Below are 25,988 nucleotides of genomic sequence, written 5' to 3' on the forward strand. Positions count from 1 at the left end.
ATCTAGACTTATTGGCATTTTCCAATAAAGCCGATAGAACGTTCAAGCCATTTAATTTGATCAATTTTATATCCATGTGGGCACATTCGATTAGATTCAAGTTCGTTTTCTAATCGCTGAATTGCAATATCTTCTAATCTTAGTCGTGTTTCATTATCGAGGGAGAAACGTGAGGCTTCTGCACTCGTAGATCTCAACCTAGTATTCATATACAAATTGTTTTGTTTACCGCGCACCAGCTCTGCCGGCGGTAAATACCAAACTAGTACAAATTCGAAGCCAGACTGTGATGATGTAATTTGCTTGTCAAACACATGTCGAATTTGTAGCTGTGTATCTTTATTTGAAACGCAGCCTGATAAGCAAACGAAAACGATAATCGCTATGGCTAAAAATGGTAATATAGGTATTTTCAAAAGTATGAACCAGTCAATTAACAATCGTACTTCACTATTTTAGTGGTCTATATGCTTGAACACCGCTAATAGGCAAAGCACCCGCAAAATATAGCTTAAACAATAGGGTGAAATCAAAATGGCGTGTGGCTTTAAAATAAAAATAATAGCAAGACAATATCCAATCGCTCATTAAATAGACTATCTTATGCATAAATATTAGGTTAATTATGTGTCTTTTTAAGACGCAATTTGACTTTAATTTTACTTGAAAAAGTAAGCACATCCTGCATAAATTGGGTTAATATAAAAAACTAATTAGCTTAGGTTTTGTTACTAAGGCTATTTTAACCTATTACAGTATCACTGTGTTTTTAGCTCATTTTGAAGGATTATGTGTGAAACTCTCTCGTTGTCTATTTATTGCCACTTTATTCATTCTAAGCGGTCATGCTGTTGCTACAGACAATATGTATGGTGTAACGACCCTTGGATATGCCAAAACTAGTCTAGAATCCACTAGTGCCAGTAAAACAAGTTACAAATTGGCGGTAGGCTACCAATTCGCTGAAAAATGGTATGCAGAATTTGGTTATCATCAACTTGCAAATCAATCACTGGTTGAGCAGCTTCCCACTACAATTGAAGGCTTAAGCGCAACCGATTTCGGGCTTAAGGCTGATGCATTGGGGATATCGGTGTTAGGTAAGGCCACCAGTAATTACGGTGAACTATATTATCGGTTGGGAATATTGAACGCTGATGTTGAAGGTCAAAACCTATCTTCAGGGGAGGGTTGTGAATTTGGCACCCCAGCCCCATTTAATTTAGGTAGTGGCGAAAGTTTAACTTTGTGCGAGTTTGATGAAGGTGTGGCTGCGGTGCAATTTGGTATCGGTTTTGATTTTTATCTTGGTGTTAACTTGTTACTCCGAACAGAAATTGAACATATACGCGGCGAACAGGGATTTGAACACAATGGGGCTTATATCGGCTTACGATATAATTTTAATTAATTTTAAATTTACTCATTATAATCCAGCAGGTGCAAAGTTGTGCTGATGCAATTTCGATTATTTTTAAGCATATTCGCCGTGAATGGAGGTTTATATGAAAAATGAATTAGACAGTCGTTTTATTTTAAATGTCTTCGAAAAAATCCGCGAAAAAGGGGAGGCTGTTGAAGGTGGGCATCTATTTCAGGGGGTCAAAGCTTATACTGATCTTGATGGCTATACCGTTTTTTTAGAAGATGCATTGGTTAGTTTACGATTTGGTTTTCATAACCAATATCATTTTGACTATGAAAAAGCTGAACACTTAGAACAGTTTGAAAAAAAATTAAAAGCCATCAGCCAAATTGAATAAGGAAAAATGGATTAGGGCCTCAGGTGAGTTGTGTTTAACTGCAACTTAGTGCTCCACCAGAGATGTTTTCATGGACCCCGTTTTTATCTGTATCTTGACTCATTTTGACCCTTCCTTGAGGCGTAACCGTAAGTTGCCGAGCGTAGGTGGCCTCCTTATTTTTATGGCAAATAAGTAGAGTAGACTGAGTATTTGCCGAGCCGTTGGGGTTAAATTGAATGGCTTGAGCAGGACCTGTCACATAATTGTTATCAGAAAGTAATGCTGTAGCCGCCAAAATATCTTCATCATCTCCCCTTGAGCCATTACCATCTTCATCACCAAACACCATTTTAACCTGATTCCAATTGGTCGAACAGGTTGAAAAGTCAGCGGTGGGGCAGACAATTGTGGTCAGTTGCTCATCCACCGCGTTAGCCCGAGCAAATTGAATGACACCGCTGATTTCATTTACTTCTGATACAATACGGTTTTTAATGATGATCCCTTGGGCAGCGGGAACGGATATGGTTAAAACTATCGCAACTATTGCCAGACCTATCATTAATTCGACAAGTGTGACGCCTTTTTGTAAAGTATTGGACATCAAAGAGATGTTTACGCTTTTCAAAGATACTCCAAAGGTTATTAGCTTACTGACAGAACTAAAAATTACGTGATTGGACAATACAATAACGTATTTAAATGACTTTTAGGTATACAATTACACATCAAAGTATCTGAGAATATTTTAATTTTGAAAGGCAGTATGTTTATTTCGAAACCTATTGCCTAACTAAGTTTAGTCGTTCATCAACTGAACGTCATATCCAGCCTTACAACATAGAAACGAGAACTGAGATGCACAAAAAAGCCATTTTAGAAGAAATGCACGTACTTCCTGAAATTAATCCACAAAAAGAAGTTGAAAGACGAGTCGCATTTATTCAGAACCAACTTACGCTTTCAGGAATGAAAACGTTGGTGTTGGGGATCAGTGGAGGGGTTGACTCTTGCACTTTGGGGCGGTTGGCCCAATTGGCTGTTGATGGATTAAATAAACAGTCTAATGGTGGATATCAGTTTGTCGCCGTTCGCTTACCATACAGTGTTCAGGCTGACGAAGAGGATGCACAAATAAGTATTGATTTTATACAGCCAAGTCATGCTGTTAGTGTGAATATTCAACCTGGTGCAGATGCAATTCATGACCAAACATGCGGTTCGTTAGCAGAAGCGGGTTTATTACCTGACGATGCCCATAAGCAAGATTTTGTGAAAGGAAACGTTAAGGCACGCTCACGTATGGTCGTTCAATATGAGATTGCTGGGATGATGGATGGTCTTGTCTTAGGTACAGATCATTCAGCAGAAAATATTACTGGGTTTTACACCAAATATGGCGATGGAGCCTGTGATTTAGTTCCTTTATTTGGCTTAAATAAGCGTCAAGTTAGGCAAATTGCTACCCATCTCGGAGCCCCGGATAAAATCGTTAATAAAGCCCCAACAGCTGACCTAGAAACCCTGTCTCCGCAAAAGGCGGATGAGCAAGCATTGGGTATGACCTATGATCAGATTGATGACTTCCTAGAAGGTAAAGAAGTTTCACAAGACGTGGAACTTAAATTAATCGAAATATTCACTAAAACACAACATAAAAGAGTGCCTATTCCCACGCTTTATGATTGATTAAAAACAGTGCTCCTCTAAAGTGCGATACATTATCCAGCTTTTTTTCATAGAGCTGGACGATTTTTTGCTGCTTGCGTAATTGCTGATGGTATATTTTATTAACCTGATGTAAATTAAATGTAAACTAAGGGTGGCGAATTAGCGGTTAGCCAAATTGCCCATCCGATTACGCTAAAATTCCCATGCTGGTAGTAGGATCCTAAGGACGTCTGATGAAAAAAGTTGAAGCCATTATCAAACCTTTCAAAATGGAAGATGTGCGAGCAGCACTTTCTAGCATAGGGATTTCAGGTATGACCGTTACCGAAGTCAAAGGCTTTGGTCGACAAAAAGGTCACTCAGAATTATATCGTGGTGCAGAGTATCACATTGGCTTTTTACCCAAACATAAAATAGAAATTATTATTCCTGATGATATGGTCGAGCGTGCAATTGAAGTCATTATGGACAAAGCGCGTACAGGCAAAATTGGTGATGGAAAGATTTTCGTTTCTACAATCGACAGAGCGATCCGCATTCGAACAGGGGAAGAAAATGAAGAAGCAGTTTAATGTCAATTCCATTTTTTGTCTTATAAAACACTATTAGAATTGAAAATATACAAACGGTGCATCGCCAGAAGAAAATGCCATTACTAAAAAGGTGATAGTTACAATCAAGATAGATTGAGCAACAGTAGGAAGAGAAGAGTAAACTTTCTTCCAACTGAACGTCCATGAGTCTGGCAAGTAATGAGCAATGATTGCAGCGCTCAGTATGGTAATTCCCACTAGGCTTATTGGCGCATTGTGATTGTCAAACTGCAGCATTGATTGCGCGTATACACTAGCACCTTCTAATGATCCTCCTCTAAAAAATAGTCGAGAGAATGCCACTAAATTAAAAATCCAAAAAATTTGCATTATTAGGCGGCTTCCTTCAAAAGACTTTTCTTCTATACCGCGATTCTTGCGGCTTTCTCTCCGCCACCTTTCTAAACAAACAAATGATGCATGTATGAATCCATAAATTACAAAGTTCCAGCCTGCACCATGCCATATGCCTATCATTAAGAAAGTAATAAATAAATTTCGATAAACATTACCAGACTTAGAACCGCCTAGTCCAAAGTACAGATAATCCCTGAAAAAGGAAGACATAGAAATATGCCATCTTTGCCAAAAGTTTGAGATTGAGATGGCTTTATAAGGTCTATTAAAGTTAATTTGTAGTTCATAACCAAGGGTTTTCGCTACACCTCTAGCGATATCTGTATACCCTGAAAAATCCATATATATTTGATAACTATATGCATAGATGGCGAGTAGCAAAAATAGCGGTGAAAACGCTTGTGGATCTGCAAAAGCTGGGTCAACAATATGCAACGCCAACGTATCTGCAATGATAATTTTTTTGATAAAACCACGTAAGATTAAAGCAAATCCATCTTCAATTGAGGTTGAAGTATTGTTGTAGTGTTGATCTAGTTGAGGCAGAAAATAAGATGAACGAACTATTGGACCTGCTACTAGTTGCGGGAAAAATGACACAAATAATGCAAAATCTCGTAAACTGGATACAGGTTCAACTCGCTCACGATAAATATCTAGGGAATAACTAATACTTTGAAAAGTATAAAATGATATCCCTATCGGCAATACAATATTAAGAATGGGTAACTCACTCGTGAAACCAAAGCCCTGTAACAATTCATTGGCGCTTTCGATAAAGAAATTTAAATATTTAAAGTAAGCTAGAATGCCTAAGCTTGAAGCTAATGATATGGTTAACCAAAACTTTTTTTGTCCTAGGCTTTGCGCCTTTTTAATTTTGGGGCCCACGACAAAGTTAATCAGGGTGATTAGCAAGATTAAAGCTGAAAATCGCCAATCCCAACACATGTAAAAATAATAGCTAGCAGCGAGTAAATATGTTTTTTTATAGTTGGAATTTTTAGCTAGTAGGACTCTTACTATAAAAAGTGTTACGAGAAAAAATACAATGAAATGGAAAGATTGAAAGCTCAACTGTCAAATCCTTAATGTGGAATTAAATCACTGGTTATTAACTTCTGCTCAAGAGTTTCTGCAAATTTTTGAGTGCCTTTAACAGTAAAGTGAGTAGCATCTCCAAAATACTCATCTCCACCAGGAATTTTCTCATTCAGATTTAACACAGGGTATCCGCGCGATTTAGCCACTTTTTCTATTATCAAATTGTGATCATCAAAAAGTCTGTTGATTCCTTTCAAATCAAAACAGTTGTTATAATATCTAGATGTTTCAGAAAGTCGATATTGTTCTTCTTCTGGCATCTCAGTTCTAAAAGCTCTGGCATTAGTAACTACTAACGTTGGTACATTTAATTTTTCTGCAGTATCTAATAATTGATTTACTTTTTTGGTATATCGCGATGTATCTAGAGTAGAGGGATCAAGTTGCTCAGTATTTTGGAAAGCTGTTGTGCGTAATTCTACAGTGTTTTTAATCAGCAAATCTATTGAAAGTAGCCAACTAGGTAACTGTAATTTGGGTAATTTATAGTCAATATTCTTGCTTTTCCTAGTCTCTAACTTTTGAAGACAGTAACCCGTCATATCATTGAAACCTGGATACCAAACCAAAAGATCAATATTCAAAGGCCTGATTACTTCATCTAATAATTTAATTTGTTCGTAGACAACTAGTCCTGCAATCCCAGCATTGATAACTCTGAATTTTTTCTCTGGGAAATTTTGAGTTAACGATTTATTTAATTTGGCGGAAATAGTATCGCTATTATTTTTGGTGTAAGTACCCATTACTGATGAGGCTCCAAGAATAGCAATTCTGAATTCACCTTCCGGTTTTGCATCTACTTCGTCGTCTCTTAACCCTAAACTATTGGTTTTGATAGTTGCTTGAGACCCTTCGATAATAGCATTTGGACGTAATAGTAATAACCCCGTTTTGGGGTCTACAACAAATGTGGTCGTTTCTGAAAGGGTGTTGAATACACTTTTACCGAATCGGATATGTGAGCGAGCTTGCAAAGCTACTTCTAGAAGGATAAAAATGACTATCGCTAAAGCGATGGTCATAAACGTTTTCTTCACCGGATTTTGCAAAATATTATTCCGTTGTGTTAAGCACTTGCAGATAATTTCAAGATTATCAACGCAGTTTGTATTGCTATTAGTCTATAGATGAACAGGAAATAGACAAAGGTTATTAGTATGTTTTTCTGTTATTAGGTGTTGGTATTAATCAATTGGAAACTCAATTCTCAACTAAACCTAAAAAAGGCTAAAGAATATTTCAATAGCCTTTTAGTCTCAATATTTAAACAAAAGCTCTAGTGGTGATGTCCGCAACCACCTTCAGCATGGGGGTGACCATGGGCTATTTCATCATCTGTTGCTTCTCTTACTTCTAAAATTTCCACATCGAAATTGAGGGAAACGCCAGCAAGAGGGTGATTACCATCAATAACAACTTCGTCATCGGTCTCATCAATCACCATCACAGACTGTTCTCCATCGTCAGTCGTTGCCCTAAAGGTCATACCCACTTCTACTTCCATGCCGTCAAACATGGTTTTAGGTACTAATTGTACTAGCTCGTCATGACGCTCGCCATATGCTAGCTCTGGGGCAACATCTAGAGCAAATTTATCGCCTGGTTGACGGCCTTCTAACGCGTCTTCTAACCCTTTGATAAGATATTGGCTACCTTGCATATAAACCATTGGTTCTCCGTCTCGCGATGAATCAATTTGGGTACCATCTTGGGTTTTTACGGTAAAGTGCATTGTAACAATGGCGTTTTCTGAAATTAGCATATAACGTTATTCTCTATATTGTTAGATCGGTAAAACCCGATAATTTAATCAAGATTGTAGGGCAAAGGCTGTAATGTAAATAATTGCTCAGGGGTGTCTTTAGCCCTGAATATTTGCTCTGCAGTTGTATCATTTGGCAAAATAGCTAAGACACAAGTTCCATGTTCTAATGAAGCACTGCGTAATACTGTACCACTTCGTCGCCAGTTATCACCCATTTTAGCCTCTAAAATGTCGCCTGCAAGTACTGAAGTGGTATTATCGGACTTCAGGATAAAAGCTGCTCGTTTGTTTTTTCCCAAATACTTTGTTCGCGCAACGACTTCTTGGCCCATGTAACAGCCTTTGTCAAAACTAATTGCCTGGAGAGCTTGCAAATTCATCATTTGAGGTACGAATTGTTCAGATGTGGCAGCCTGAATATTTGCTAAACCACTGAGTATATCTGCCGCTTCCCAATACTTTTCTGCCATTTCTGACGTGGTCAGTTCTTGCGTCAATTGTTGCGCGAGTTTATCGTGCGCTAGAACCAAATATCTAGTGTGTGGCGTATCAAATCGAATCACTTTGCCTTGTTGTGTGGACACAACTTGCAAATGTTTGTCAGGGATCACCCCAAAGTGGGCTTCGATTGCCTGTTCTGACTGGGCACCTGATAAACCGAAATAATGCCATTGGTTCGATGAGTCGCTAAACTCTACCTTTGAAAATACGCCGTATTTTTTGAGTTCTGCCAAGGACGCTGGGATACTTTCGCGGTGACACAGTAAATCGACTCCATTAGTCGTTTTTAGGGCATGAAAAATATTCCACGTTTTACCTTTGAAATCACAGTGACAACCAAGTTGGCTCTGATCTTCAGTTAACGATTCCATGTCGTTAGTGACTTTTCCTTGCAGATAACTCACTGCCTCTTCACCTTCAACGGAAATTATTCCCAAGTTACTTAGTTCACCACAAAAACTATCAGGTGTTGAAAAACTAGACTGCATATTTGCTAATACCTTGTTAATCTATCTATCTTGTCCACTATAATGGGGTTTTGCGACTCAGATGCAAGTCTATCGTTAATTTGTCTGAGATTTTTTACGATAATCAGAATACAATTGCCGTAAGCTAATTATGCAAGACTCAGTTGAGTAAAATAGCTATCCCATTTTGTTTAATGTTATTACCTGGAGCCAGGATGTTTGATAAAAAAAGAGTGTCTAGATTGAAGTGGGCATGTCGACGAGGCATGCTTGAACTTGACGTCCTTTTTATGCCGTTTGTTGAGGAAGCCTTTGACGATTTAGATGAATCTCAACAATTGGTGTTTGAACGTTTATTGACCAGTGATGATCCTGATTTATTTGCATGGTTCATGGGGCATCAAGAGTGCGAAGATCCCGAACTTGCGCAAATGGTTGAACATATCTTGAGTCGTGTCAAAGTATAGAATTAGCATTGCAAAGAGCCGTCTAATGATTTGCCTGCAAATCAGTTGGATAAGCTTTTTGATGTTAACCTTTTGGTTCTGGAAAGCCTCGGTGATTCCTGCGCAAATCATGCTACAAACTATCGCAACGCTTGTTACATTGTTATTCGGCATTCGCTGGATATTCAAAACCCAAGGCGAAGCTTCGATAAGCGTCATGAGTCTGAGTTCTGTTGGCGAAGTGAATTGGTTGCAAGGCGCTTCCTCAGGATGCTATCGAATCAGCCAAAAAAGTAAAATTTGCGGTGCTTTTATCTGCTTGCACTTTCAAAAAAGTATACTTAATAAACCGCCAATGTTTATGTGGTTAGCCAAAGACCAAGTTTCTGAGCATGATTTCAGACGACTATGTCGCATTGTTCTGCGCTGCCAGCAACAATCATTGGACAGTTAATGTGTTTGAAGAGTGATTAATTAAATATGTTGGATTTCCTAAAAGCGGGGCTAAAAAGAAGCCAACCCTTGGTGTTCGATTCTGCACTTTTACCGAATGTAGAACTGGGCGTTCGTCAGAAGCTCGGTAGGGTAGATGAATCGAAAATACAGGCTTACCACAAAGTCGTGCAGTGGCAAGAGACGCAATCAACCCCATTACATCCTTGCTTTTTACATTTGTATGCCTTCAAACAACATATGCAGTTAATGCTTGATGACCGATTTCCTTTTGCGCTTTTGGGCATTGTCCACTTAAGCAATAAGATCGACGTTCTTACTGCGCTAGATCTTTCAATGGATGTGGAACTTGAAAGTAACATAGTTAGCTTTGAACGACATATAAAAGGCATTAGCTTCAAAATAGAATCTAAATTTTATCAGCAACAGCAACTAATATGGCACTCAGAGAGTGAGCTATTAGCAGTTGATAAAAAATCCTTCAGTGGAAAATCCCATTCTCGACCTTACCAGCTACAAAGCGGCTCATTACTTGTTAATCAATGGCATTGTGATTCTGCTGTTGGCCGCAAGTATGGTAAAGTTTCTGGCGATTTTAATCCAATACACTTGAGTCAAACCAGCGCCAAATTATTTGGTTTTAAGTCGGCCATTGCTCACGGAATGTGGAGCAAGGCGAGGAGTATTTCAGAGTTTCAAGAACATATTGGCGATGAGTTCAGCGTTGCAGTTAACTTTATAAAGCCATTGTTTTTGCCATCTGATGTATCTTTGTGGAAATCAGACGACGACACTGCTGTTACTCAATTCTCGCTGACCAGTGATGACGCTAAGGTGTGTCATTTGCAAGGAAAAATGACGTTTTAGCGAAAATGCAGAGAGATTAATAATAGGCCGGTAACCTTCCTATTATTAATCAATAGTACGACCGGTTAAGAGTCCAGTCGTCGAGATGGTGTGCTGCTTCGGCCTGCAAGAACGGTTACTTCGGCCTTTTCCAACGTATCTGGGTAATCAAGGTTATAATGCAGTCCGCGACTTTCTTTGCGACTCATGGCACAGCGAACGATGAGTTCTGCCACTGTGACTAGGTTTCGCAACTCCAGTAAATTATTGCTCACTCGGAAGTTAGCATAATAATCATGAATTTCTTGTTGCAACAATTCTATTCTACGAAGCGCTCGTTCTAATCGTTTATTGGTGCGCACTATACCAACGTAATCCCACATAAATAGACGCAGCTCATGCCAGTTATGTTGAATCACTACTTCCTCATCTGAGTTGCCCACTTGACTTTCATCCCAAGCTGGAATCGATTGTTCGAAAACCGGCATATCTGCTTTGGATAAAATATCATTGGCGGCGGCATGCGCAAAGACAACGCATTCCAGTAGCGAATTACTGGCCATGCGGTTCGCACCATGCAAACCCGTGTAGGCGACTTCACCTATGGCATATAAGTTATCTAAATCTGTCTTTGCATTAAAATCGGTTTTTACACCACCACAACTATAATGGGCTGCTGGTACGACAGGAATAGGGTGGCGCGTAATGTCTATACCTAAAGAACGACACTTTCGATAAATATTGGGAAAATGTTTCACAATGAAATCTGCGGATTTATGACTGATGTCTAAATACATGCAGTCCTTTCCTAGGCGTTTCATTTCGAAATCTATCGCCCGTGCGACAATATCTCGAGGTGCTAAATCGCCTCTGGGATCAAATTTATGCATAAATTTGCTGCCATCTGCATGACATAAAAATGCACCTTCTCCTCTTAGCGCTTCGGTAATGAGGAAGTTTTTGGCTTCAGGGTGGAACAAACAGGTTGGATGAAATTGATTGAATTCCATATTTGCCACAGAACAACCTGCACGCCAAGCCATTGCGATACCGTCACCGCTGGAAACATCAGGATTCGATGTATATTGGTAGACCTTACTGGCACCGCCTGTTGCTAGCGCCGTAAAACGACTGCGGATAAATTCAACATGTTCTTTTTTACGGTTCCATACATATGCGCCCAAACATTGATTGGGAGCGCCTTCATGACGGACTAAATCGATAGCATTGTAACGTTCAAACAGATGAATGTTGGGATGCTGCATAACGGCTTCTTGCAATGAAGTTTGCACTGCGAAGCCTGTTGCATCGGCTGCATGTAAAATTCGACGGTGGCTATGTCCGCCTTCTCTGGTTAAATGATAACGGGCGTTTCCTTGTTCATCTTTTTCCTGATCGAAGGGAACACCGTAATTAATTAACCACTGCATACACTGTTTAGCTTGCTTAGCGGTAAAACGAACAGCGTCCTCTTCACACAGCCCAGCCCCCGCTTCAAGGGTATCTTTTACATGGGATTCGATAGAGTCTTGTTCATCAAATACAGCGGCTATACCGCCTTGTGCATACCGAGTAGAACCCTCTGATAATGTACTTTTACTTAGTACTATTACATTATATTTGTCAGCTAACTTTAATGCTAAAGAAAGGCCTGCCGCGCCACTTCCAATAATCAAAACGTCACAACGATGTTCAACAGTAGAGCTCATATAGTACAATAGCCAATTGGAATTAATTTGCAGACCCTATCAGAATTGACAGCTTGTGAAAATAAGCCTTTGAATAGAAAGTTTGTAATAATTTAATTTAAATCGAACTTTTCGCAAAACGCAAAGTCTATATTTGTGCTTGCAGGAGCCGTGGTAGTATTTGTATAAGGAGTGATGGCTCGAATGAGCGAGCAGATAACGGATCAACAGATTGTTGAAAAAGTGCAGCGCGGAGATAAAAATGCGTTTGGTTTGTTGGTCACTAAGTACCAACACAAAGTCGCGCATTTGGTTTCACGTTATGTCAAAAATTCAGGTGATGTAGCTGATGTGACCCAAGAAGCGTTTATTAAAGCTTATAGAGCTTTACCTAACTTTCGGGGCGAAAGTGCATTTTACACTTGGCTTTACAGAATTGCGGTTAACAGTGCAAAGAATTATTTAGTTTCGCAGGGAAGAAAACCCCCTGCCAGTGATGTGGATGCAGAAGAAGCAGATTATTACGACGGAAGTGATGCGTTAAAGGAACAAAACTCCCCTGAACGCAGTCTGATGTCAGAAGAACTTGAAAAAGTGTTATTTGATACACTGGATAAATTGCCCGAAGATTTACGCATGGCTATAACATTACGTGAGTTGGAAGGGTTGAGCTATGAAGACATAGCCAATGTGATGGACTGCCCAGTTGGAACAGTTCGATCAAGAATTTTTAGAGCGCGAGAGGCGATAGATAAAGTCTTAAACCCGCTCTTAGAAAGATAAATAAATGACATTTGTAAAAAAATGTTGAAGAATGAAGCGTTAATTCAGGAACCTTTTATGACGCATAAGCATGAAAATTTGTCGGCATTTATTGACGGTGAGAGTCAAGATGATAACTTTGTCTCGAATATCCTCAATGATGATGAAATGGGTGCCAAATGGCAGCGTTATCACATTATTCGTCAATCTATGCGTAAAGAAATGCCAATAAGCGCGGATTTTGACATAAGCGCATCTATTGCCGCTGCGTTGGAGTCTGAACCTGCTATTTTAGCGCCTAAACGTACTTGGCGTGATTTACCGGTTATCAGCAATGTGGTCCCACTAGTTCGTTCCGGCGGGCAATTAGCAATAGCAGCTTCTGTTGCCGTTGCAGTGGTTGTCGGTGTGCAGCAGCTTAATCAAGAAGATCAACAGATTTTTAATCCTGCACCAGCGTCATACCCTGGCATACAAGGGGGATTATCTCCGGTAAGCTTGGAACAAACGCAGGTTACACCAGCGGTAAGTGTTCGTGACCACCAACGTCGTATTAACGCGTTTATCAACGACCACATGGAGCAAGTCTTGCTCAAAGATAGCCAACGTTATCTGCAAGACGAAAGTGCTTTGGTAGATGAAGTTAAAACTGAAGCTAATCAACCAGAAGTAAACCAAGAACGTGAGAAACTTCCTGAATAAATACTTTCTGCAGCCCAACTATCTTTGGGCTGCTTTTCTATTTTTTAGTTGTGTCAAACTGGCTAGTGCACAAGTTGGATTAATTCAAGATCCAAACGTTTTAATGTGGCTAGATAAAATGGCAGATGCTAAAGCAAATCTTAATTACACTGCTTCTTATGTTTTGTCTAAACCTGGTGCGGATCCGCAACCTTATCTGTGGCGTCATGGTGTTAACCAAGATGGCATTGAGATGGAGCAGTTAGATCAGTTGAATGGGCCGGGCCGCGAAGTTGTTCGGGTTGGTGAAAAGGTCAGTTATTTCGAGTCTCACCGCACACCTTATAGCTTAGCTTCAGGGTATATCATTGGACCTATGCCGAATGTGCTGTTAACAGATCCGAAATCTTTATTAAGTTCTTATGACTTTGTGATCATCGGAAAAAGTCGAATTTCCGGTAAAGCAGCGCAACAAATTCGTATGATAAGCAAAGATAAAAGCCGTTTTGGCTATAATCTGTGGTTAGATCAACAAACGGGTTTACCGTTAAAAATCAACGTGGTTGATTTGAATGGTCAAAAAGTTGAACAAATTCAAGTTACAGCGTTAAGCGTTACTGAACAACCAGATCCTTATTTCGCCAAATTAGAAACAGCAACTATGCCTGCTGTAATCGAGCTGGCGCCAGTCGAAGCTACAGAGCAACATTGGCAAGTTGAGTTTATTCCCGTTGGTATGCAACAAATAAAACATACTGTTCGTCAGCTTCCTGATAATTCAGGTTTGCTAGAATATTTAATGTTAAGTGATGGCTTAGTTGATATTTCAGTTTATATGCAACAAGCAACGGCTTCTTCAGCGGAAAGTGATATCGTTGCACGCTTTGGTTCAGATATTTATTATTCAAGAAAACAGGGAGCTGTTTTGGTTACGGTGATTGGCAAAATTCCAGCCAGTACAGCTAATTCTATTGCTACTTCGGTAACACAGGTGCAATAAAGTGATTGAAGAAATTGGCGTTATTACTGCAGTAGATAAAGATCATATTTGGGTTGAAACTGAAGTAAAGTCAACATGTGGCGGTTGTCAGGCTCAAGATAACTGCGGTACTGGTGTTGTTGCCAAAGTTTTTACACCGAAGAAAGAACAACTCATCCTCAGGTGCCATCAAGCGGCGAAGGTAGGGCAAAGAGTAAAACTTGGGGTGGCGGAAAATCAACTTTTGACCGCTTCTGCATTAATTTATTTATTGCCTCTAGTGGTGATGATTGCTACCGCAATTGGCGCTCAATATTTGTTGCCATTAATTGACTTAAAGCATGAGCTTTGGGTTGTAGGAGCTGCTTTTATTACCACATTTATCACTTTTAAATATCTTAAACAATATGCAAATCAGCCAAATACGAATAGGTTCCAACCTAAATTATTGGCTATTTTACCGGCTCAAGACACCCCAACAATCACTAACCCAAAGTGATCCAATGGGTTGAAAAAGAGCGGCTTAATTAAACCGATGTGCAGTGCAAAAGATGTTAGCGTCGAATCATTCTTGACCTATATACTTTACTAAAAATCCCTTTATCGCTATGCATTAAAATCAATTGTTCGGGTATTCGTCAGAACATTATCGCAATGTGCACCAGAACACTGTAAAATCCCCGCCAAATATTTTTTTACTAGTTCCTACTCATTTACTAAGAGGTAGGAACGCTAGCTGTAGGTAACAGTCTTAAACTATGCAACATAAGCACATTCGTAACTTTTCCATAATAGCCCATATTGACCATGGTAAATCGACCCTTTCGGATCGACTTATTCAGCATTGTGGCGGTTTGACCCAACGTGAGATGTCTGAGCAAGTCTTGGATTCTATGGACATTGAGCGGGAACGGGGTATTACGATAAAAGCCCAAAGTGTGACCTTAAATTACACTGCTAAAGATGGTGAAACTTACCAGTTAAATTTCATCGATACGCCAGGACATGTTGATTTTACCTATGAAGTATCTCGTTCATTAGCAGCATGTGAAGGCGCGCTATTAGTTGTAGATGCGGGGCAAGGTGTTGAAGCGCAGACATTAGCAAACTGTTATACCGCCATCGATTTAGATATGGAAGTGGTTCCTATTCTAAATAAAATTGATCTTCCTCAAGCTGAGCCTGATCGCGTTGCCGAAGAAATAGAAGATATCGTAGGAATTGATGCTATCGATGCAGTGCGCTGCTCTGCCAAAACTGGGGTTGGGATTGAAGATGTTCTGGAGGTGATTGTTCGTCAAGTTCCTCCTCCTGAAGGTGACCCTGACGCACCACTAAAAGCGCTTATTGTCGATTCTTGGTTCGATAACTATCAAGGTGTTGTGTCTTTAGTGCGGGTAATGGAAGGCAAGCTAACCGCTAAAGACAAAATACAAATCATGTCAAATGGTGCGGTACATCAAGTTGACAATGTGGGTATATTCACCCCTAAACAAACCAAGACAGGCGAGCTTAAAACCGGTGAAGTGGGTTACATCATTGCGGGTATTAAAGATATTCAAGGTGCACCTGTTGGCGATACAATTACCTTAGCTAAAAATCCTGCTGAGAAGGCACTACCTGGTTTCCAAAAAATTAAACCACAAGTATATGCTGGTTTGTTCCCAGTTAGCTCAGATGAATACGAAGATTTTCGCGATGCTTTGGCGAAACTGACCTTAAATGATGCGTCATTGTTTTATGAACCTGAAAGTTCATCTGCACTGGGCTTTGGATTCCGTATTGGATTCTTGGGTATGCTGCACATGGAGATCATTCAAGAACGTTTAGAAAGAGAATACGATCTAGACTTGATTACCACAGCGCCAACGGTGGTGTATGAAGTTGAAACCACCAAAGGCGAGTTACTCAAGGTAGATAATCCTTCTAAATTGCCACCTCTTAACGACATTGCACAAATTCGCGAACCGATTGTTGAAGCGCATATTTTGGTGCCGCAAGATTATTTGGGCAACGTTATTACCCTATGTATCGAAAAGCGTGGCGTGCAAACCAATATGACGTACCACGGCAAACAGGTTGCGGTTATTTACGAATTGCCCATGGCCGAAGTCGTTATGGACTTCTTCGACCGTTTGAAATCAACCAGCCGTGGATTTGCATCGCTAGATTATAACTTTGTTAAGTTTAGCGCTGCCGATATGGTACGTTTAGATATTTTAATTAATGGTGAGCGAGTTGACGCTTTAGCGGTCATTACCCATAAAGATAATGCTCAAGGTCGAGGTCGTGATTTAGTTGAAAAATTACAAGAGCTGATCCCCAGACAAATGTTTGATATCGCGATTCAAGCGGCCATAGGTAATCACGTGATTGCCCGCAGCACAATAAAACAACTTCGTAAAAACGTTATAGCCAAGTGTTACGGTGGTGATGTGAGTCGTAAGAAAAAGCTTTTACAGAAGCAAAAAGAAGGTAAAAAACGTATGAAGCAAGTGGGTAATGTAGAGTTACCGCAGGATGCATTTTTAGCCGTACTCAAGGTAGGAAAATAAATGGCAAATTACTTTTCACTCTTTCTAGTTTTTTTAACAGTTGCATCAGGCTTAATTTGGTTGATAGATGCAAAGGTGTTTGCACCAAAACGTCGGCAAAAAGTGGTTGCAGCGAATGACGGTAATCCATTGCCTGAAGGCGCTGAGCTACCGATTCCTTATATCGTAGATACCGCTCAGCAAATTTTTCCGGTAATTGCCTTCGTACTCATTTTACGCTCATTCTTGTATGAACCTTTCCAGATCCCTTCTGGTTCAATGATGCCAACATTATTAGTCGGGGATTTCATTTTAGTGGAAAAGTTTTCCTACGGATTGAAAGACCCTGTTACACGTACTAAATTTATTGAAACTGGGGAACCTGAACGCGGTGATGTGGTTGTTTTCAAATATCCAGAAAACCCTAAATTGGATTACATTAAGCGAGTAGTGGGATTACCTGGTGATACCATCAGTTATTCCTCAAAAGATCTTTATATCAAACCTGCATGTCCTACAGGTGAAAATTGTTTGCCTGAGTACAAAGTGGAAAGAGACTTTTTAGGGCAGTACAACTATCAAGGTTATCAGATTAATAAGCTAAGTGAGCAACTAGGTGATGTTAATCATGAGATCTTAATCTTTCCGAGAAGGCTTGATGATATCAGTCGATATTATGAGCAACGTGGCACCAAAATAGGTGAGTGGGTTGTCCCTGAAGGAAATTATTTTGTTATGGGTGATAACCGCGACAACAGCGAAGATGGCCGCTTTTGGGGATTCGTTTCAGATGACCATTTAGTTGGTAAAGCGGTCGCCATTTGGATTAGTTTTGAATTTGAACGTGCCCCAGAGGACTTTTTACCAACATGGATTCCTACCGGTGTGCGTTTTGAGCGTGTGGGTGGCATTGAATAAATGTCGCTAAACCCTTCATATCAAAAACTCTATGATCGTATCGGCTACCAATTTTTAGATGCTGATAACCTAACCTTGGCGTTAACTCATCGTAGTTACAAGAATGTCCACAACGAACGTTTGGAATACCTAGGTGATGCCGTATTAGGTCTAGTCGTGGCCGAAGAACTATTCAAACGTTTCCCTCTTCAACCGGAGGGCAAACTCACCAGAATGAGAGCGACCTTAGTGAAAGGTGAAACTTTAGCTGAAGTGGGTAGAGAGTTTGAGCTAGGAGATATTTTGCTGCTTGGTTCTGGAGAGCTAAAAAGTGGTGGTTATCGCCGCAGTTCAATACTAGCCGATGCAGTCGAAGCAATCATTGGTGCAATTTATTTGGAGTCAGGATTAGATTGCTGCAAACGATTAATTTTGAATTGGTTCAGCTCTCGTTTTAATGATTTAGATCCAAGTGCTCATCCCAAAGACAATAAAACACAGCTTCAGGAGTTTCTCCAAGGCCGGAAGTTGCCCTTGCCGGAATACGAAGTAACCGAAGTACTAGGTAAAGATCATGACCAAATTTTTGTGGTTAGCTGTACGGTAGAAGGTCTATCTGAAAAGGTATCCGGTCGTGGCAGTTCTCGTAGGAAAGCGGAACAACAGGCAGCTAAACAGGTTTTGGAGAAATTAAAGTGATACAAGCAAAAACATATTGTGGCATGGTTGCCATTGTTGGCCGTCCCAATGTGGGTAAGTCTACGCTGCTGAATAAGCTGTTAGGACAAAAAGTCAGTATTACTTCTCGTAAGCCGCAAACAACACGCCACCGCATTATGGGAATAGATACTGAAGCTCAGCATCAAGCTATTTTTGTTGATACTCCAGGCTTGCATGTCGAAGAAAAACGCGCAATAAACAGGTTGATGAACCGTGCAGCATCAAGTTCATTGGCTGAAGTTGGTCTAGTTTTGTTTTTAGTCGAAGGTACGAAGTGGACTGAAGATGACCAAATGGTATTGAGTAAGGTCAAACAGTCAGGATTACCTTGTTGGTTGTTAATAAATAAAAGTGACAACGTAAAAGATAAAACCCAATTGATGACACATATGCAATGGCTTCAGGAACAATATAACTTTGAAAAAATTATGCCAGTTTCAGCTAAGCTAGGACGCAATGTAGAAGAGCTTCGAGAAATGGTTCATGAAACCTTACCAGAAAGCGAATTTTATTTTCCTGAGGATTACATTACCGACCGGTCGAGTCGATTTATGGCCGCAGAAATCGTTCGTGAAAAATTAATGCGCTTTACTGGTGACGAATTACCTTATTCTGTGACCGTAGAAATAGAGCAGTTTTTGCTGGCCGATAATGGTGTTTATCGTATTAATGGATTGATTCTAGTCGAACGTGAAACCCAAAAGCGTATGGTGATAGGTAAGGGCGGACAACGCCTGAAAACCATTGGAGCTGAAGCGCGAAAAGATATGGAAAACCTATTCGATAACAAAGTATTTTTAGAGCTTTGGGTCAAAGTTAAGTCTGGCTGGGCGGATGACGAGCGAGCGCTCAGAAGTCTAGGTTACGGGGATAATAATTACTAAAGACTGCGGTCTTTTGATTCGTAAACTAATTTGAAAAGGTGAATGAGATGGCGGATATTCATGGTCTCAGAAGAGATTATAATCTTGGTGAGTTACGTCAAGAAGATCTCGATTCAAACCCTATAACTCAGTTTAACCATTGGCTCAAGCTGGTAATTGATTCCGGCACTCCGGATCCAACGGCAATGACAGTTGCAACGGTTTCCGCAGATGGTCAGCCATCGCAACGTATTGTGTTGCTAAAGGATGTGGATGACAGAGGTTTTGTTTTTTATACCAACCTGGGGAGTCGAAAAGCAACTGAATTGGCCAACAATTCAAAAATATCGCTGCATTTCCCTTGGTATTTTATGGAACGACAAGTCAAAATTTGCGGCGTTGCACAACCTCTTTCCACTGCTGAGGTGGCAAAGTACTTTTTCTCTAGACCAAAAGAAAGTCAACTTGCAGCCTGGGCATCAAAACAAAGCCAACCTATCTCTACTCGTCAAATGCTAATGAGTAAATTTGATGAAGTGAAAAAGAAATTTTCGGCTGGAGAAATTCCAGTACCTAAATTTTGGGGCGGTTATCGAGTTGTTCCTCATGAAATCGAATTCTGGCAGGGCGGAGAACACCGTTTACATAATCGGTTTGTTTATACCTTAGACAACTCTAATAGTACTTCAGAGACTGATAGTCGAGATTGGCAGATCCAACGTTTAATGCCTTAAAGGAGCTTTGGCGGTAATGATTGATAGCCACTGCCATTTAGACTTTGAAGCCTTTGATGTCGACAGAATGGCGGTTCTGAACCGTTGTTTACAAGTTGGTGTAAATAAAATCCTTATCCCAGGTACGCTTGCGACTCGTTGGCAGTCACTTATTGAATTATGCAACAACACATCAATGCTAGAGTATGCGTTGGGTGTACATCCTTATTTTATTGAGCAAAGCGCCCAAGCCGATATCGATTCTCTTAACCTTTTCATCGAACAGCATCCAGAAGTGCGCGCCGTCGGGGAAATTGGTCTTGATTTTCATGACTCTGACCAACAAAATCAAACAAAACAACAAAGCTTCTTCACTGAACAACTCAATATCGCCAATCACTTTAAGCTACCGGCTATTATCCATCACCGCCGTTCTCATAATGCGATCATCCGCACTTTAAAACAGCAAAAATTCCAACAAGGTGGTGCAATACATGCGTTTTCTGGCAGTTATCAGGAAGCTCAAAGCTACTTGGACTTGGGATTCAAATTGGGATTTGGCGGCGTCATAACCTATCCTCGGGCGAGTAAGACTAGAGAGGTACTGAAAAAAATTCCGCTAAGCGCTGTTTTGTTGGAAACTGATGCCCCTGATATGCCCATTTGCGGCCGGCAGGGGAAACGCAATAGTCCTGAGTATTTGCCTGAAATAGCCCAGCACATTGCCACTATCAAAGGAGTAAGGGTAGAGCAGGTCATCAAACAAACATCGCTTAACAGCTGCGAACTTTTTGCGTTCAATGACGAAAAGAATTAGAGCTTTGGGTTTGCTGTTACAGCATTTTGTTATTTTCGGTTAGATTTCTCTACTTTCTCATAATGGCGAAAGCGTAATTTGTAGTAGGCCCTAGTAATCAGCAGCCCAACTAGACCAGCAAGCAACATCAAAACTAAAAGCTGTTTATAAATTTGGTTTTGATATTCTCGGTGAAATAGCATCACTTGCTGTTTATCGAGTAATAAACGCACGTAACCCAGCACGTTGTCATCTAAAACAACTTCTTCGACAAATACCAGAGGAAACTCATCTTCGAGTAAAAAGCTCGCCAATACGGATGCATTTTGCTCGTTGCTTTCAACTACCTCACCATTGCGGTTATAAACTGAAACACCGGCGACATGTTTGTCTTTGGATAGCAGGTTTATGTAACTTAGAATTTGTTCATTTTGCTTTTGTTGCAAATGAGGCGCAATTAAATCCGCTGTGAACTTGGCTAAACTGCGACCTAACTGGGTAGATTGATTGTTGTGCCAATTTTGTGATTGATCAGTATTTAATAACCAAATATTCACGCAAATAGCAGCGGCCACCACCAGTAAGGTGAGATTTGCCACCCGCTTAAAAATTGAGTAATTACTGGGGACTTTTTGGGCTGATTCAGCCAATCCGAATTTTGTTATATCCATGCCCAAGACAATAAGACAATTTGTCACGTTTGCCAATATGAGTTGTTGTTTTATTTACGAATTTAAGTGCACCTTGTTAATTGTTCTATGTCATAGGGATATCTTATTGCGTCACTTATTGATTTCGGTAGAATCCCTGTCCTAAATAATATTCCGGTGGGTTAATTGTGCTATCGACCAAATTATCAAAAGAAGAATGGCTATCTGCCAAGTATCTGACCAATCTTCATCATAAAAATGTGAATTTCACATTACCATGTGAGCTTCAATTTGAATTGGCTGAAACCAGTGAAGCAAGTTCTCAGCAATTGGTGCTATTTTCAGAAAGCTTGAATTTAGAAAAATTGTTTCAGGTTCAAACGGCATTGGCAGATGTGCTGAGTATTCAGGTATTTCAGCCTGGTTATGAAGGAAGCAATGGTTGCGCGTTTGAAGCAGAAGTTGAAATTAAACCTTCACCAGACTTAGCGGCTGTTATTGAATCTACAGCGGTTAGCTTCCAAGTAGATATTAGTCTTGTAAAACAGCGGCCTACGTTGGCAAAGCCAGGGTTATTAGTCATGGATATGGACAGCACTGTGATTGGTATTGAGTGTATCGATGAAATCGCAAAATTGGCTGGTGTGGGGACTCAGGTCTCAGAAGTAACCGAATTAGCCATGCAAGGTAAGCTTGATTTTGCTCAGAGCCTTAATAGCCGAGTGGCGTGTTTAAAAGGAGCTGATGAGTTAATTCTGAAACAAGTTCGTGATGCTATTCCGATCAACCCTGGGATCAGTCGTTTATTAGCAAAGTTAAAAAAAGCGAACTGGAAATTAGCGATAGCGTCAGGCGGTTTTACCTTCTTTGCAGATTATCTTGCTGAACGCTTAGGCTTAGATTATGCCATTTCCAATCAACTAGAGATTGTAGAGGGTAAACTGACTGGAAAAGTTCTAGGTGACATTATCGGTGCACAAAGTAAAGCCGACACCCTCAATTTATTGGCTGAGCGTTATCAAATCGATGCGTCTCAAACCATTGCTCTAGGAGATGGAGCCAATGATTTGGTTATGATGAAGCAAGCGGCACTGGGAGTGGCTTATCATGCTAAACCCGTTGTTCGCCAACAAGCTGACGCTGCCCTTAGGTTTTGCGCGGCAGATGGTCTGCTCGCCTTATTGAAGAGTTAGTCTTATCAAAAAAGTAATCTGGCATTGTGTTAAAATCATAGGCTGTATAGAACTTGCTTTAGTGCGTTTATTAAATCAGTTCGTTTATTAAATCGTGATTAACAAAAGAAAATAATTATGTCTAACTCTGTAAATACTGGTTCTAATCTTGACAGCTCTGTGCTTGCAAAAGTACGTGTAGTATTAGTGAATACCTCGCATACAGGCAACATTGGTTCAACCGCTAGAGCGATGAAAACCATGGGTTTGAGTCAATTAGTATTAGTAGACCCTATCGATAAGCCGGATGGTAAAGCGAGCGCACTCGCCGCGGGGGCGGGAGATGTGTTAGCAAATGCAAAAATTGTCTCAACCTTAGAAGAGGCGGTGAAAGATTGCGGTTTAGTTGTGGGAACCAGTGCCCGCTCACGGACATTGTCATGGCCGATGCTTGAGCCAAGAGGGTGTGGAGAAAAATTGATTAGTGAGGTAGAAAAGTACCCAGTAGCCTTGGTCTTTGGACGTGAAAACAATGGTTTAAGTAATGAAGAATTACAGCAATGTCATTTCCATGTGTGTATACCAGCGAATCCAGAGTACAGCTCACTTAATTTAGCAGCCGCGGTTCAAACTTTGTGTTACGAAATTAGGATGGCCTATTTAAACAAATCACGTATCGAAGATGAGCCGAATGAATACCCATTGGCCGATGATTTAGAGCGTTTTTATAGTCATTTGGAACAAACCCTATCAAAAACGAATTTCATCATTCCGCAACATCCCGGTATGGTGATGACCAAATTAAGACGTCTATTCAATCGCGCCCGTCCTGAAACCCAAGAACTGAATATATTAAGAGGTATTTTGGCGTCAGTGGATAAGTCGATTAAAGCCAAAGATTAGGATTTTCCAAAGTAATAATATGTTTGAGCGAATAAAAGAAGATATCCAAAGTGTATTTCATCGAGATCCTGCTGCTCGTACTACTTTTGAGGTACTGACTAATTATCCAGGTTTGCATGCTATTTGGTTACATCGTGTTGCTCATAAACTTTGGAAATCTAATTGGCTCTGGCTTGCCCGCAGCATTTCCACCTTTTCACGTTGGATGACCGGTATTGAAATACACCCAGGTGCAACACTAGGTCGACGTTTTTTTATCGATCATGGCATGGGTGTAGTGATTGGAGAAACGGCTGAGATTGGTAACGATGTGACACTTTATCACGGTGTGACTCTAGGCGGCACAAGTTGGAACGGTGGCAAGCGTCATCCTACTTTAGAAGACAATGTAGTCGTTGGCGCTGGAGCCAAAGTGCTTGGTCCTATCACTATGCATAAAGGTGCAAAAGTTGGATCAAATTCTGTCGTGGTTAAGGATGTACCCGAAAATGCCACTGTTATTGGTATTCCGGGCAGAATAGTCGTTCAAAAACAGCAAAAAGATCAGGATAAACATCAGCGGCGTGATAAAATCGCGCGCAAATACGGTTTTGATGCCTATGCAGTAGCCCCAGATAATCCCGATCCGGTAGCGAACGCCATTGGTGTAATGTTAGATCATGTACATTTGATTGACACTAAAGTGGAAGAAATGTGTAAAGAAATTAATAAAATGGGCGGGAAAGTGTGCGGAGATTCTTTGCCTTCTATTAATTTGGATAACTTCCAAGACTCTGATCTTGTTGATGATTATCAAAAAGCCAAAGACGCGTTTGACCCATCAATCTGACAATTACAACTCCTTGGTAATACTTGACTAATTTACTAGGTCTAATACTTGACTAAATTAGTCGGGTATGTGAGAATTCATGGTATCTTGTTAACTGGTATTTTCTATGAAACTTACTTCCAAAGGCCGATATGCTGTAACTGCAATGCTAGACGTTGCATTACATTCCCGTAGAGGGCCGGTCTCGTTAGCCGATATTTCGGAGCGTCAGGAAATTTCATTGTCTTATTTAGAACAATTGTTCTCACGTTTAAGAAAAGAAAATCTTGTACAGAGTGTTCGTGGTCCAGGTGGCGGTTATAAGTTAGGCCGTGTACCTGAAGAAATCGCAGTAGGCGAAGTTATACGTGCGGTAGACGAGTCAGTCGATGCAACACGATGCCAAGGCAATTCTGATTGCCAAGGTGGAGAGAGATGTCTTACTCATAGCCTCTGGCATGATTTGAGTGAACGAATTAGTCAATTCCTGAACAATATTACGTTAGGTGAACTAATGGCCAAACAAGACGTAAAAACTGTAGCAGGAAGACAAGACAGAACTAAACAACTTAATACTGTTGTTGCAAATGAAATTGAAATTAGCTTGCAACTATAAGTGGAGCCTAAAATGAGCAATATTAATTTACCTATCTATTTGGATTATTCGGCAACCACTCCGGTTGATCCCCGTGTAGCCCAAAAAATGATGGAATGTTTAACCCTAGAAGGCAATTTCGGTAATCCGGCTTCTCGTTCCCATAAATTTGGATGGATCGCTGAAGAAGCCATTGACCTTGCCAGAAATCAAATTGCTGATTTGGTAAATGCTGATCCACGAGAAATCGTGTTTACTTCGGGTGCAACAGAGTCCAATAATTTAGCAATTAAGGGGGCTGCTCACTTTTATAGTAAGAAAGGTAAGCACATTATTACCCTGAAAACTGAACATAAAGCGGTACTTGATACTTGTCGTCAATTAGAGCGAGAAGGGTTTGAAGTAACTTATATGGATCCAAAACCAAACGGTTTATTGGATTTAGAAGAATTTAAAGCGAATTTACGTCCAGATACTGTGCTCGTTAGTATCATGCACGTAAATAATGAAATCGGTGTGATTCAGGATATTCAACAAATTGGTGAAATTTGTAGAGACAACAAAACCTTGTTTCATGTTGATGCGGCGCAAAGTGCCGGTAAAATTGAAATAGATTTACAGGCCTTGAAAGTCGATTTAATGTCTTTCTCTGCGCACAAAATATATGGTCCAAAAGGCATAGGTGCCCTGTATGTTCGTCGTAAGCCGCGGGTAAGAATTGAAGCCCAAATGCACGGTGGCGGACATGAAAGAGGCATGCGTTCAGGCACGTTGGCAACTCACCAAATCGTTGGTATGGGTGAAGCGTTCCGTATTGCTAAAGAAGAAATGGCTGAAGAAAATGCGCGAATTTTAAAACTTCGCGACCGTCTTTGGAATGGCCTAAAAGACATCGAAGAAGTCTATCTAAATGGCGATCTTGATCAGCGTATAACAGGTAACTTAAATGTGAGTTTTGCCTATGTTGAAGGTGAGTCATTAATTATGGCACTCAAAGACATGGCAGTATCTTCAGGTTCAGCTTGTACTTCAGCAAGTTTGGAGCCGTCTTATGTGCTCAGAGCTTTAGGACTAAATGATGAATTAGCTCACAGCTCGATTCGATTCAGTATTGGTAGATTTACCACTGAAGAAGAAATCGATCATGTTGTTAGTGTGGTGCAAAATGCAATCGACAAACTACGTGAAATGTCACCGCTTTGGGATATGTTTAAAGACGGTGTAGATCTGACTAAAGTTGAATGGGTTCACCACTAATAGGTGAATCGATCAAATT

The 25,988-nt window shown here is 40.4% G+C and carries 30 protein-coding genes; 22 read left to right on the forward strand and 8 right to left on the reverse strand.

Annotation, left to right across the window (positions count from 1 at the left end; translation table 11 throughout):
- Window positions 1-8: 8 nt before the first annotated feature.
- Window positions 9-416 carry a hypothetical protein gene (locus tag Q4567_RS00580; RefSeq protein WP_303498942.1) on the reverse strand — a complete coding sequence of 136 codons (408 nt, stop codon included), beginning with the start codon at window positions 414-416 and terminating at the stop codon, window positions 9-11.
- A gap of 377 nt (window positions 417-793) precedes the next feature.
- On the opposite strand from Q4567_RS00580, the gene Q4567_RS00585 reads away from it, so the two are divergent.
- Both Q4567_RS00585 and Q4567_RS00590 read left to right on the forward strand, forming a co-directional pair.
- Window positions 794-1,411 (forward strand): outer membrane beta-barrel protein, encoded by a 618-nt coding sequence (locus Q4567_RS00585; RefSeq protein WP_303498943.1) that lies wholly within the window; start codon window positions 794-796, stop codon window positions 1,409-1,411.
- Between the two features lie 94 nt (window positions 1,412-1,505).
- Entirely contained in the window at window positions 1,506-1,763 is a 258-nt protein-coding gene (locus Q4567_RS00590; protein WP_303470483.1) for a DUF3081 domain-containing protein, read from the forward strand.
- Between the two features lie 34 nt (window positions 1,764-1,797).
- On the opposite strand, the gene Q4567_RS00595 is transcribed toward Q4567_RS00590, so the two are convergent.
- Window positions 1,798-2,373 (reverse strand): GspH/FimT family pseudopilin, encoded by a 576-nt coding sequence (locus Q4567_RS00595; RefSeq protein ID WP_303470482.1) that lies wholly within the window; start codon window positions 2,371-2,373, stop codon window positions 1,798-1,800.
- Window positions 2,374-2,603: 230 nt separating this feature from the next.
- Here Q4567_RS00595 and nadE point away from each other — a divergent pair, with 230 nt between their 5' ends.
- Window positions 2,604-3,434, forward strand: coding sequence for an ammonia-dependent NAD(+) synthetase (gene nadE / locus Q4567_RS00600; protein WP_303498944.1), 831 nt, complete (start codon window positions 2,604-2,606; stop codon window positions 3,432-3,434).
- A 215-nt stretch (window positions 3,435-3,649) separates the two neighbouring features.
- Window positions 3,650-3,988: a P-II family nitrogen regulator gene (locus Q4567_RS00605; RefSeq protein WP_303470479.1), complete on the forward strand. Its 339-nt coding sequence runs from the start codon at window positions 3,650-3,652 to the stop codon at window positions 3,986-3,988.
- Between the two features lie 33 nt (window positions 3,989-4,021).
- On the opposite strand, the gene Q4567_RS00610 is transcribed toward Q4567_RS00605, so the two are convergent.
- From Q4567_RS00610 to ygfZ, 4 genes are all read right to left on the reverse strand, one after another.
- Window positions 4,022-5,443, reverse strand: coding sequence for an MBOAT family protein (locus Q4567_RS00610; RefSeq protein WP_303498946.1), 1,422 nt, complete (start codon window positions 5,441-5,443; stop codon window positions 4,022-4,024).
- A gap of 11 nt (window positions 5,444-5,454) precedes the next feature.
- Window positions 5,455-6,495, reverse strand: a complete 1,041-nt coding sequence (locus tag Q4567_RS00615; protein ID WP_303498948.1) for a hypothetical protein — start codon at window positions 6,493-6,495, stop codon at window positions 5,455-5,457.
- A 254-nt stretch (window positions 6,496-6,749) separates the two neighbouring features.
- On the reverse strand, window positions 6,750-7,235 hold the full coding sequence (locus Q4567_RS00620; RefSeq protein WP_303498950.1) for a peptidylprolyl isomerase: 486 nt from the start codon (window positions 7,233-7,235) through the stop codon (window positions 6,750-6,752).
- A 44-nt stretch (window positions 7,236-7,279) separates the two neighbouring features.
- Window positions 7,280-8,227, reverse strand: coding sequence for a tRNA-modifying protein YgfZ (ygfZ, locus tag Q4567_RS00625; RefSeq protein WP_303498952.1), 948 nt, complete (start codon window positions 8,225-8,227; stop codon window positions 7,280-7,282).
- 194 nt (window positions 8,228-8,421) lie between these two features.
- Here ygfZ and Q4567_RS00630 point away from each other — a divergent pair, with 194 nt between their 5' ends.
- From Q4567_RS00630 to Q4567_RS00640, 3 genes are read left to right on the forward strand one after another with little or no spacing between them, the layout of a single operon-like run.
- Window positions 8,422-8,673, forward strand: coding sequence for a succinate dehydrogenase assembly factor 2 (locus tag Q4567_RS00630; RefSeq protein ID WP_216048131.1), 252 nt, complete (start codon window positions 8,422-8,424; stop codon window positions 8,671-8,673).
- Window positions 8,674-8,698: 25 nt separating this feature from the next.
- On the forward strand, window positions 8,699-9,106 hold the full coding sequence (locus Q4567_RS00635) for a protein YgfX (RefSeq protein ID WP_216048132.1): 408 nt from the start codon (window positions 8,699-8,701) through the stop codon (window positions 9,104-9,106).
- A 26-nt stretch (window positions 9,107-9,132) separates the two neighbouring features.
- Window positions 9,133-9,972 (forward strand): MaoC/PaaZ C-terminal domain-containing protein, encoded by an 840-nt coding sequence (locus tag Q4567_RS00640; protein WP_303498957.1) that lies wholly within the window; start codon window positions 9,133-9,135, stop codon window positions 9,970-9,972.
- A 65-nt stretch (window positions 9,973-10,037) separates the two neighbouring features.
- Here the strand turns inward: Q4567_RS00640 and nadB are convergent, their stop codons facing one another.
- Window positions 10,038-11,660: an L-aspartate oxidase gene (gene nadB / locus Q4567_RS00645; RefSeq protein ID WP_216048134.1), complete on the reverse strand. Its 1,623-nt coding sequence runs from the start codon at window positions 11,658-11,660 to the stop codon at window positions 10,038-10,040.
- Between the two features lie 183 nt (window positions 11,661-11,843).
- Here nadB and rpoE point away from each other — a divergent pair, with 183 nt between their 5' ends.
- From rpoE to Q4567_RS00695, 10 genes are all read left to right on the forward strand, one after another.
- Window positions 11,844-12,422: an RNA polymerase sigma factor RpoE gene (gene rpoE / locus Q4567_RS00650; protein ID WP_216048135.1), complete on the forward strand. Its 579-nt coding sequence runs from the start codon at window positions 11,844-11,846 to the stop codon at window positions 12,420-12,422.
- Window positions 12,423-12,479: 57 nt separating this feature from the next.
- A complete protein-coding gene (locus Q4567_RS00655) occupies window positions 12,480-13,103 on the forward strand; it encodes a sigma-E factor negative regulatory protein (protein WP_216048136.1) in 624 nt (207 codons plus the stop codon).
- Window positions 13,084-14,082, forward strand: a complete 999-nt coding sequence (locus tag Q4567_RS00660) for a MucB/RseB C-terminal domain-containing protein (RefSeq protein ID WP_303498960.1) — start codon at window positions 13,084-13,086, stop codon at window positions 14,080-14,082. The genes Q4567_RS00655 and Q4567_RS00660 overlap by 20 nt, the downstream gene beginning before the upstream one ends.
- A 1-nt stretch (window position 14,083) precedes the next feature.
- On the forward strand, window positions 14,084-14,560 hold the full coding sequence (locus Q4567_RS00665; protein WP_216048137.1) for a SoxR reducing system RseC family protein: 477 nt from the start codon (window positions 14,084-14,086) through the stop codon (window positions 14,558-14,560).
- A 259-nt stretch (window positions 14,561-14,819) separates the two neighbouring features.
- Window positions 14,820-16,616: a translation elongation factor 4 gene (gene lepA, locus Q4567_RS00670; RefSeq protein ID WP_216048138.1), complete on the forward strand. Its 1,797-nt coding sequence runs from the start codon at window positions 14,820-14,822 to the stop codon at window positions 16,614-16,616.
- Entirely contained in the window at window positions 16,617-17,513 is an 897-nt protein-coding gene (gene lepB, locus Q4567_RS00675; protein WP_216048139.1) for a signal peptidase I, read from the forward strand. It abuts the gene before it with no gap.
- On the forward strand, window positions 17,514-18,191 hold the full coding sequence (gene rnc, locus Q4567_RS00680; RefSeq protein WP_216048140.1) for a ribonuclease III: 678 nt from the start codon (window positions 17,514-17,516) through the stop codon (window positions 18,189-18,191).
- A gap of 23 nt (window positions 18,192-18,214) precedes the next feature.
- Complete coding sequence (gene era / locus Q4567_RS00685) at window positions 18,215-19,096, forward strand: GTPase Era (protein WP_303499139.1); 882 nt, start codon at window positions 18,215-18,217, stop codon at window positions 19,094-19,096.
- A gap of 47 nt (window positions 19,097-19,143) precedes the next feature.
- A complete protein-coding gene (pdxH, locus tag Q4567_RS00690; RefSeq protein WP_216048141.1) occupies window positions 19,144-19,809 on the forward strand; it encodes a pyridoxamine 5'-phosphate oxidase in 666 nt (221 codons plus the stop codon).
- Window positions 19,810-19,825: 16 nt separating this feature from the next.
- On the forward strand, window positions 19,826-20,605 hold the full coding sequence (locus Q4567_RS00695) for a TatD family hydrolase (RefSeq protein ID WP_303498965.1): 780 nt from the start codon (window positions 19,826-19,828) through the stop codon (window positions 20,603-20,605).
- 29 nt (window positions 20,606-20,634) lie between these two features.
- Here Q4567_RS00695 and Q4567_RS00700 read toward each other — a convergent pair whose 3' ends face one another.
- Window positions 20,635-21,255, reverse strand: coding sequence for an AhpA/YtjB family protein (locus Q4567_RS00700; RefSeq protein WP_216048143.1), 621 nt, complete (start codon window positions 21,253-21,255; stop codon window positions 20,635-20,637).
- 167 nt (window positions 21,256-21,422) lie between these two features.
- Here Q4567_RS00700 and serB point away from each other — a divergent pair, with 167 nt between their 5' ends.
- The 5 genes from serB (at window position 21,423) to Q4567_RS00725 (ending at window position 25,969) form a co-directional block, all read left to right on the forward strand.
- Entirely contained in the window at window positions 21,423-22,427 is a 1,005-nt protein-coding gene (gene serB / locus Q4567_RS00705; protein ID WP_303498967.1) for a phosphoserine phosphatase SerB, read from the forward strand.
- 159 nt (window positions 22,428-22,586) lie between these two features.
- Entirely contained in the window at window positions 22,587-23,309 is a 723-nt protein-coding gene (gene trmJ / locus Q4567_RS00710; protein ID WP_216048569.1) for a tRNA (cytosine(32)/uridine(32)-2'-O)-methyltransferase TrmJ, read from the forward strand.
- A gap of 19 nt (window positions 23,310-23,328) precedes the next feature.
- Window positions 23,329-24,138 carry a serine O-acetyltransferase gene (cysE, locus tag Q4567_RS00715; protein WP_216048145.1) on the forward strand — a complete coding sequence of 270 codons (810 nt, stop codon included), beginning with the start codon at window positions 23,329-23,331 and terminating at the stop codon, window positions 24,136-24,138.
- Window positions 24,139-24,244: 106 nt separating this feature from the next.
- Window positions 24,245-24,733, forward strand: a complete 489-nt coding sequence (gene iscR, locus Q4567_RS00720) for a Fe-S cluster assembly transcriptional regulator IscR (RefSeq protein WP_216048146.1) — start codon at window positions 24,245-24,247, stop codon at window positions 24,731-24,733.
- A gap of 12 nt (window positions 24,734-24,745) precedes the next feature.
- On the forward strand, window positions 24,746-25,969 hold the full coding sequence (locus Q4567_RS00725) for an IscS subfamily cysteine desulfurase (protein WP_303498968.1): 1,224 nt from the start codon (window positions 24,746-24,748) through the stop codon (window positions 25,967-25,969).
- Window positions 25,970-25,988 lie beyond the last annotated feature (19 nt).

Origin of the sequence: Aliiglaciecola sp. 2_MG-2023 (genome assembly GCF_030548145.1) — a bacterium.
GTDB lineage: Bacteria > Pseudomonadota > Gammaproteobacteria > Enterobacterales > Alteromonadaceae > Aliiglaciecola > Aliiglaciecola lipolytica_A.

What these genes read in the sequence shown, in the direction of transcription:
- Q4567_RS00605 (WP_303470479.1), top strand. Translation starts at nt 3,650, where the DNA reads ATGAAAAAAGTTGAAGCCATTATCAAACCTTTCAAAATGGAAGATGTG.
- ygfZ (WP_303498952.1), bottom strand. Translation starts at nt 8,227, where the DNA reads ATGCAGTCTAGTTTTTCAACACCTGATAGTTTTTGTGGTGAACTAAGT.
- era (WP_303499139.1), top strand. Translation starts at nt 18,215, where the DNA reads ATGGTTGCCATTGTTGGCCGTCCCAATGTGGGTAAGTCTACGCTGCTG.
- cysE (WP_216048145.1), top strand. Translation starts at nt 23,329, where the DNA reads ATGTTTGAGCGAATAAAAGAAGATATCCAAAGTGTATTTCATCGAGAT.
- Q4567_RS00655 (WP_216048136.1), top strand. Translation starts at nt 12,480, where the DNA reads ATGACGCATAAGCATGAAAATTTGTCGGCATTTATTGACGGTGAGAGT.
- lepB (WP_216048139.1), top strand. Translation starts at nt 16,617, where the DNA reads ATGGCAAATTACTTTTCACTCTTTCTAGTTTTTTTAACAGTTGCATCA.
- lepA (WP_216048138.1), top strand. Translation starts at nt 14,820, where the DNA reads ATGCAACATAAGCACATTCGTAACTTTTCCATAATAGCCCATATTGAC.
- Q4567_RS00700 (WP_216048143.1), bottom strand. Translation starts at nt 21,255, where the DNA reads ATGGATATAACAAAATTCGGATTGGCTGAATCAGCCCAAAAAGTCCCC.
- Q4567_RS00615 (WP_303498948.1), bottom strand. Translation starts at nt 6,495, where the DNA reads ATGACCATCGCTTTAGCGATAGTCATTTTTATCCTTCTAGAAGTAGCT.
- Q4567_RS00630 (WP_216048131.1), top strand. Translation starts at nt 8,422, where the DNA reads ATGTTTGATAAAAAAAGAGTGTCTAGATTGAAGTGGGCATGTCGACGA.
- nadE (WP_303498944.1), top strand. Translation starts at nt 2,604, where the DNA reads ATGCACAAAAAAGCCATTTTAGAAGAAATGCACGTACTTCCTGAAATT.
- Q4567_RS00635 (WP_216048132.1), top strand. Translation starts at nt 8,699, where the DNA reads ATGATTTGCCTGCAAATCAGTTGGATAAGCTTTTTGATGTTAACCTTT.
- Q4567_RS00695 (WP_303498965.1), top strand. Translation starts at nt 19,826, where the DNA reads ATGATTGATAGCCACTGCCATTTAGACTTTGAAGCCTTTGATGTCGAC.
- pdxH (WP_216048141.1), top strand. Translation starts at nt 19,144, where the DNA reads ATGGCGGATATTCATGGTCTCAGAAGAGATTATAATCTTGGTGAGTTA.
- rnc (WP_216048140.1), top strand. Translation starts at nt 17,514, where the DNA reads ATGTCGCTAAACCCTTCATATCAAAAACTCTATGATCGTATCGGCTAC.
- rpoE (WP_216048135.1), top strand. Translation starts at nt 11,844, where the DNA reads ATGAGCGAGCAGATAACGGATCAACAGATTGTTGAAAAAGTGCAGCGC.
- Q4567_RS00725 (WP_303498968.1), top strand. Translation starts at nt 24,746, where the DNA reads ATGAGCAATATTAATTTACCTATCTATTTGGATTATTCGGCAACCACT.
- nadB (WP_216048134.1), bottom strand. Translation starts at nt 11,660, where the DNA reads ATGAGCTCTACTGTTGAACATCGTTGTGACGTTTTGATTATTGGAAGT.
- Q4567_RS00640 (WP_303498957.1), top strand. Translation starts at nt 9,133, where the DNA reads ATGTTGGATTTCCTAAAAGCGGGGCTAAAAAGAAGCCAACCCTTGGTG.
- Q4567_RS00620 (WP_303498950.1), bottom strand. Translation starts at nt 7,235, where the DNA reads ATGCTAATTTCAGAAAACGCCATTGTTACAATGCACTTTACCGTAAAA.
- iscR (WP_216048146.1), top strand. Translation starts at nt 24,245, where the DNA reads ATGAAACTTACTTCCAAAGGCCGATATGCTGTAACTGCAATGCTAGAC.
- Q4567_RS00590 (WP_303470483.1), top strand. Translation starts at nt 1,506, where the DNA reads ATGAAAAATGAATTAGACAGTCGTTTTATTTTAAATGTCTTCGAAAAA.